This window comes from Actinomadura macrotermitis (assembly GCF_009604375.1).
Lineage (GTDB): Bacteria > Actinomycetota > Actinomycetes > Streptosporangiales > Streptosporangiaceae > Spirillospora > Spirillospora macrotermitis.
On record NZ_WEGH01000006.1, the window covers coordinates 338,128 to 344,040 of the forward strand.

At 72.3% G+C, this 5,913-nt stretch carries 7 protein-coding genes; all 7 read right to left on the reverse strand.

Annotation, left to right across the window (positions count from 1 at the left end):
* Positions 1 to 3: 3 nt before the first annotated feature.
* Complete coding sequence (locus ACRB68_RS38070) at positions 4 to 756, reverse strand: TetR/AcrR family transcriptional regulator (RefSeq protein ID WP_194293606.1); 753 nt, start codon at positions 754 to 756, stop codon at positions 4 to 6.
* A gap of 46 nt (positions 757 to 802) precedes the next feature.
* On the reverse strand, positions 803 to 2,002 hold the full coding sequence (locus ACRB68_RS38075; RefSeq protein ID WP_153541468.1) for a PucR family transcriptional regulator: 1,200 nt from the start codon (positions 2,000 to 2,002) through the stop codon (positions 803 to 805).
* A 364-nt stretch (positions 2,003 to 2,366) separates the two neighbouring features.
* Positions 2,367 to 2,930 (reverse strand): Uma2 family endonuclease, encoded by a 564-nt coding sequence (locus ACRB68_RS38080; RefSeq protein WP_153541470.1) that lies wholly within the window; start codon positions 2,928 to 2,930, stop codon positions 2,367 to 2,369.
* 142 nt (positions 2,931 to 3,072) lie between these two features.
* Positions 3,073 to 4,065 (reverse strand): ABC transporter ATP-binding protein, encoded by a 993-nt coding sequence (locus ACRB68_RS38085; protein ID WP_153541472.1) that lies wholly within the window; start codon positions 4,063 to 4,065, stop codon positions 3,073 to 3,075.
* 145 nt (positions 4,066 to 4,210) lie between these two features.
* The gene (locus tag ACRB68_RS38090; RefSeq protein WP_153541474.1) at positions 4,211 to 4,945 is read right to left on the reverse strand and encodes a thioesterase II family protein; all 735 of its coding nucleotides are present in this window, start codon (positions 4,943 to 4,945) and stop codon (positions 4,211 to 4,213) included.
* 88 nt (positions 4,946 to 5,033) lie between these two features.
* Positions 5,034 to 5,672 carry a GNAT family N-acetyltransferase gene (locus ACRB68_RS38095; protein WP_328595296.1) on the reverse strand — a complete coding sequence of 213 codons (639 nt, stop codon included), beginning with the start codon at positions 5,670 to 5,672 and terminating at the stop codon, positions 5,034 to 5,036.
* Positions 5,665 to 5,874, reverse strand: coding sequence for an MbtH family protein (locus tag ACRB68_RS38100; RefSeq protein ID WP_153541476.1), 210 nt, complete (start codon positions 5,872 to 5,874; stop codon positions 5,665 to 5,667). The genes ACRB68_RS38095 and ACRB68_RS38100 overlap by 8 nt, the downstream gene beginning before the upstream one ends.
* Positions 5,875 to 5,913 lie beyond the last annotated feature (39 nt).

Consider the following 5,913-nt stretch of genomic DNA (forward strand, 5'->3'; position numbering starts at 1 on the left):
CGGCTAGGCGTCGACCGGCTCGTGGGCGAGCAGCCGGGCGACGGCGGCGGACATGCCGAGCGTGAACGTCCCGGTCATCGCGCGCAGGTGGTGACCGAACGGGCCGTCGCCGGGCTCGGTCTTCAGCCACCACTGCACCAGCTCGCGCAGCGACGGGTCGTAGGTCGCGGCATTGATCAGCGCGTTGCCGAGGTTGGCCGCCAGCAGCGCCTCCACCTGCGGGCGCTCGGCGTGGCCGGTGCGCAGCCACTGCATCGCGGCCTCCTCGACACCGGCGATCCAGGTCCGCACCGCCGTCTCCAGCAGCGGGGACGGGTCGGTGACCTGCAGCACCCGGAAGGTGGTGGCGCAGAGCCGGTCGCGCACGCTCTGCGCGATCGCCTGGATCTCGCGCGAGGCCATCGGCGAGTTCCAGGTGACCATGCCGAGGAAGGTGGTGGCGTGCACCTCGATGTAGTCGAAGAAACGGCCGAGACGGAGGCACAGGGCGAGCGAGGGCGGCTCGAGCGGCGCGTCGTCGACGTACTCCATCAGCAGGTCGCCGGCCGACTCGAAGGCGGCGGTGACCAGGTCGTGCCGGGTCTCGAAGAACCGGTACAGCGAGGTCCGGGAGATGCCGGCGGTCGCCGCGATGTCGCTCAGCGAGGCGTCGTGGTCCACGCTGAACGTCGCGATCGCGGCCGCGATGATCTCCTCGCGGCGCTGGTCGGACGGCAGCCGCCGGTACCCGCGGCCCGGTGCGGTCTCCTCTTCCACGCCGGGCATCCTACGCGCGGCGCCGCCCTCGGGGACCGCCACCGGCTCAGCCATGCGCGGCGATGGCGCGCCGGCCGGCCGGGCGGCGCTCTCGCGAGCCCGCGAGCCGGGCGTGCAGGATCATCTCCAGCTCCAGGCAGATGCGGGGATCCTGCAGGTCGTCGCCGAACAGCTCCTCCAGCTGGCGGAGCCGGTAGCGCACGGTCTGCGGGTGGACCTGGAGCATCCCGGCGGCCTCGGAGGCGGTGAAGCGGCACTCCAGCAGCGCCAGCAGCGTCTCCATCAGCCGCTCGCGGTGGCCGGGCGCGATGTCGCGCAGCGGCGCGAGGCGGGCGGCGGCGGAGTGGTCGATCAGCTCCTCGGCCTGGAAGATGACCAGGGTCGCCATGTGGTCGGTGCCGCTGACGACGTCGTCGCTCGGGATCACCCCGCGCTCGGCGAGCGCGAGCGTCTCGCGGGCCCAGCGCAGCGACGCGGCGGCGCCGTCCACCGGCACCGCCGGGCCGACCGCGACGATCCAGTCGGCCAGCAGCGGCCGCAGCAGCCGCATCCGGCCCGGCCCGCCGGGGTCGGGGACCAGCAGGCACGGGCGGTCGCCGGTCAGGTCGGCCAGCACGCCCTGCGGCACCATCAGCGGGCGGCGGTCGCGGCCGGGGCGCGGGTGCAGCACGGCGGCGGCGACCCGGCGCGGCAGCGGCCACCCGGCCTGCTCGGCGATCGCCGAGAGCGAGGCCGGGTCGGCGGGCGGGCCGGCGAGCAGCAGCGCGAGCAGCTCGCCGCGCAGCCGGTCGCGGCGCTCGTCCTCGTCGGGGAGCCGGGACCGGCAGCCCTGCGCGACGGCGGCGGTGACCGCGTCCAGGAACCCCAGGTGGGCCTCGCTGACGCGGCGCAGCATCGCCGGGTCGGTGCCCGCCAGGCCGTCCAGCAGGTGCCACAGGGCGCGCGCCGAGCGGAGCAGCAGCTGGTTGAGCTGCTCCAGCGCGCGCTGGTCGCGGGCGAGGCGGCGGCCGAGGGCGGCGTACTCCTCGGCGATCCGCTCCCAGGTGGCGGGGCCGGTGTCCTCGACCAGGTCGCAGAAGTGGTCCAGGGCGGCGACCACGGTCAGCGGGCCGACACCGGGGCGCCACTCCTCGGCGGTGTCGCCGAGCAGCTCGTCCACGGCCTGGACGGCACGGGGACGCAGTGCGGCGGCGAGGCCGGCCGGGAACGCCGCGAACGCGGAAACATCCAGCTGTGGCAGCGTCATCGTCACCACTCCTTCTTCTGAGTCCCCCGACTCTTGCGGTACATGCTGTAACACAAGATGGCACACGCGCTGCGAACAATCCCTGCACCCAAGTGAGCGTCTTTGCATCGCGTACACACACATACCGATCATTTCTCGACCAGCGGGAGGTCAGGGGGCTGCACTCAGACAACAACCCCCTGAACGGCGCTCGCTCACTGCGGTACAGCGTGCATCGTTCAAAGGTTTCCGGTGCATGACGAGACGAACGCCGCCCCCGGGCATCGCCCACGCTTCCGGAAGCCGGGCCGACAGGAGCGAGGAGGCTGGTCTCATCGTCGTGGCCTCGGCCAGGCAGGCCGGCAGCGAAGAAGGCGACGGGTGATCAGGGGGTGATGTCGGCGATGTCGGCGATGTCGAAGGCGATCTCGAACGGCTCCGTCAGGTCCAGCCGATCGCCCTTGCCGTAGACGCCGACCGGCTCATAGAGGCCGCAGTCGAGCCGGAACGCCCGGATCACCGGCACATCGTCGACGTTCTCGATCCGCCAGTACCAGGGGATCCCGGCACGGGCGTAGTCGGCGGGCCGTTCGATGCGGTCCTTGCGCTTGTTGCCCGACTCGATCTCCACCACCACCGCCACCGCCTCGGCGGGGTAACTGTGCAGGGCGTGGTCGTAGGCGGCCCCATCAATGATCATCAGATCGGGGACGGGGTCGGTGTCCTCCGCCAGGATGGCGCCCTGTTCGTGCACGGCGCGGAACCCGTGCTCCCGCGCCACCGGCGTCAGAACCGACCGCAACAAGAACTGGACCTCGTTGTGCCAGCTCTTGGCAGGAGGCATCATCACGATGTCTCCATGGATCAGCTCGAAGCGGCCGGGCAGGTCGATGTGCTCCAGGTCATCGACGGTATAGCCGCCGCCGTACAGGGGCGCGGGCATGCTCATCTGCGTTTCCTCGCGTGGTGCAGGACCGGCTGCGAAGTCCCGGTACGACGTGTTGCGCTGACGCCTGCAGCCTACGGGTGCCCGCCTGGCGAGGCATGCCGGATCCGGCCGGCAGACGGCGGCAGCACGTGTTCGTTGCCCGTTATCTGGGGCGGTGGCCGTTGTCGATGAGGTCGTCCCAGTCCTTCAGCCAGTCGCGGCCCTCGTCGTCGATGAAGGAGCCCGGCGGCGGCTTGATGTTGTGCTGGGCGAGCCACTCCCCCGGCCGCCGCATCGCCGGGCGGACCCGGCCGTCGCTCGGCATCAGCTGCGGCTGGATCGGGGCGGGCATGGTCTGCGGCGCCTCGCCCTCGTCGTCCAGCTGCGCCTGGTCCTTCTCCTCGGCCATGCCGATCGGGCCCTGGCGGCGGGCGTTGAAGAACTGGTTGACCGCCGGGTGGGTGCTGGACAGGATCATCTCGCGCGGCCCGAACATGACCAGGCCGCGGCGGAACAGCAGGCCGAGGTTGTCGGGCAGCACCCGGGCGGTGCCGATGTCGTGGGTGACGATGAGGAACGTCGCGCCGAGGTCGGCGTTCAGGTCCACGAACAGCTGGTTGAGGTAGGCGGTGCGGACCGGGTCCAGGCCGGAGTCGGGCTCGTCGGCCAGGATGATCTCGGGGTTCAGCACCAGGGCGCGGGCGAGGCCGGCCCGCTTCTTCATGCCGCCGGAGATCTCGCCGGGCAGCTTCTCCTCGGCGCCGCTCAGGCCCACCATCTCCATCTTCTCCAGGACGATGCGGCGGATCTCCGACTCGCCCTTGCTGGTGTGCTCGCGCAGCGGGAAGGCGATGTTGTCGTAGATGTTCATGGACCCGAACAGGGCCCCGTCCTGGAAGAGGACGCCGAACTTGCGGCGCAGCTCGTACAGCTGGTTCTCGCGGAGCCGGGGCACGTCGCCGTCGCCGACGTAGACGTGGCCCCGGTCGGGGCGCAGCAGCCCCACCAGGTTCTTCAGGAACACCGACTTGCCGGTGCCCGACGGCCCGAGCAGCGCGGAGATCTCCCCCGCGGGGATCGTGAAGCTCACGTCCTCCCAGATGACCTGGCGCCCGAACGACTTCTTCAGCCCTTCCACCCGGATCTCGATGCCCATGGCGACTCCCGGGGCGGGCGCCGGGGGCGGGGTGGTCCGCGATCTGGTGCCCGGCCCCCCGCCTCCTACGACGGTACGTCGAACGTGATCCGCGGCACAGGCCCAGCCGGGGCCGATATTGGACTTCCCGTCCGGTTTCGGGCTGTCAGCGGGCCGGGACCTCCAGCGTCCGCAGCACCTCGCCGATCACCTCGGACTGCTGCGGCACCAGGTAGAAGTGGTCGCCGGGCAGCACCTTCAGGGCGAACCGCCCGTCGGTGACCTCGGCCCAGCGGGCGGCCTGCTCCCGCGACACGTGCGCGTCGGCGTCGCCGATGACGGCGGTGACCGGCACGGTGAGGCGGGGCGCGGCGCGGTGCGCGTAGTCCTCGACCAGCTTGAAGTCGTTGCGCACGTAGGGCAGGACGAGCTCGCGCAGCTCGGCGTCCTGCAGCACCTCGGCGTCGGTGCCGCCGAGCTTGGCCATCGCCTCGACCAGGCCGTCGTCGTCGCGGTCGGAGACGCGCTCGTCACCGCGGTCGTGCGGGGCGCGGGTGCCGGAGGCGAACAGGTGGACCGGCGGGTGGCCGCGCTCCTGCAGCAGCCGCGCCACCTCGTAGCCGAGCACCGCGCCCATGCTGTGCCCGAACAGCGCGGCGGGCCGGTCCAGCAGCGGCGCCATCGCGCCGGCGATGAGGCGGGCCAGCTGGTGCCCGTCACCGATCAGCGGCTCGGTCATCCGGTCGGCGCGGCCGGGGTACTGCACGGCGTGCACCTCGACGGCCGGACTGATCTCCTTGGCCCACGTCCGGTAGAACACCGCCGACCCGCCCGCGTGCGGCAGGCAGAACAGCCGCATCGACGCCCAGGGACGGGGGTCGGGGCAGCGGAACCACTTCATGATCAAGCTCCTCGATGCGTTCCGGGGCGGAACCACTGCCCTGCTTCCTGGTTCGCTCCGCTCACGGTATTTCAGTTCCTCGCTTCGCTCACGTGATCAGTTCGTCGACCAGGTCGGCGGTCCGGGCGGTGCGCGGGTCGTCCGGCAGCGGCCAGGGCGCCAGCCGGGGGTCGGGGACCGTCTTCGGCCCGGTGGCCTCGGCGGCGACCTTGAAGCCGCGCCGCCGGTAGTTGGCGAGGGCGTTCGGGTGGTCCAGGGTGCTGGTGCGCAGCCACACCCGGGTGGCGGGCCCGGCGTGCTCGGCCCAGTCGCCGCCGCGCGCCCAGGCGCGGCGGACGCACTGCTCGACCAGGTGGCCGCCGCAGCCGCGGCCGACGAACGCCGGGGTGAGCCCGACCAGGTGGATCTCGGTGTCGCCGCCGGGCTGCGCCTCCAGCTCGAAGAACCCGGCGAGGGTCCCCTCGGCCAGGACGAGCCAGGTGCCGAGCTCGGGGCGCGACACCCAGGTCTCCCAGTCCCGGTAGGTCCAGGAGAACCGGTCGGTCCAGCAGACCCGGGCGCCGACGGCCGCGTACAGCGCCCGGCTGACGTCGGGCGAGGGGACGCGCGCCCGGGAGAAGGTCATCTCGACCTCCGGCGGCGGCGCGGCGCGCAGGTCGGCGGGGTCGAGCATCTCCATCGCCCACTCGGTGACGGCGGGCACCCGCAGCTCGGCGCCGTCAGCCACCCATGGCCTCGATCAGGCTCTTCGGCCGCAGGTCGGTCCAGTTCTGGTCGATGTAGGCCACGCACGCCTGGCGCGTGTCCTCGGCCTTGGCGACCGTCCACCCGGCGGGGACCTCGGCGAACGACGGCCACAGCGAGTGCTGGCCCTCGTCGTTGACCAGGACCAGGTAGCGGCCCTCGGGGTCTTCGAACGGGTTGGTCATCGGGGGTCCTTCCGGCGGTGGGGGTGGTGATACGTCAGG

Bases quoted from the DNA above. Each gene is read 5' to 3' on its own strand.
- ACRB68_RS38075 (WP_153541468.1), bottom strand. From the start codon at position 2,002: ATGACGCTGCCACAGCTGGATGTTTCCGCGTTCGCGGCGTTCCCGGCC.
- ACRB68_RS38080 (WP_153541470.1), bottom strand. From the start codon at position 2,930: ATGAGCATGCCCGCGCCCCTGTACGGCGGCGGCTATACCGTCGATGAC.
- ACRB68_RS38085 (WP_153541472.1), bottom strand. From the start codon at position 4,065: ATGGGCATCGAGATCCGGGTGGAAGGGCTGAAGAAGTCGTTCGGGCGC.
- ACRB68_RS38090 (WP_153541474.1), bottom strand. From the start codon at position 4,945: ATGAAGTGGTTCCGCTGCCCCGACCCCCGTCCCTGGGCGTCGATGCGG.
- ACRB68_RS38100 (WP_153541476.1), bottom strand. From the start codon at position 5,874: ATGACCAACCCGTTCGAAGACCCCGAGGGCCGCTACCTGGTCCTGGTC.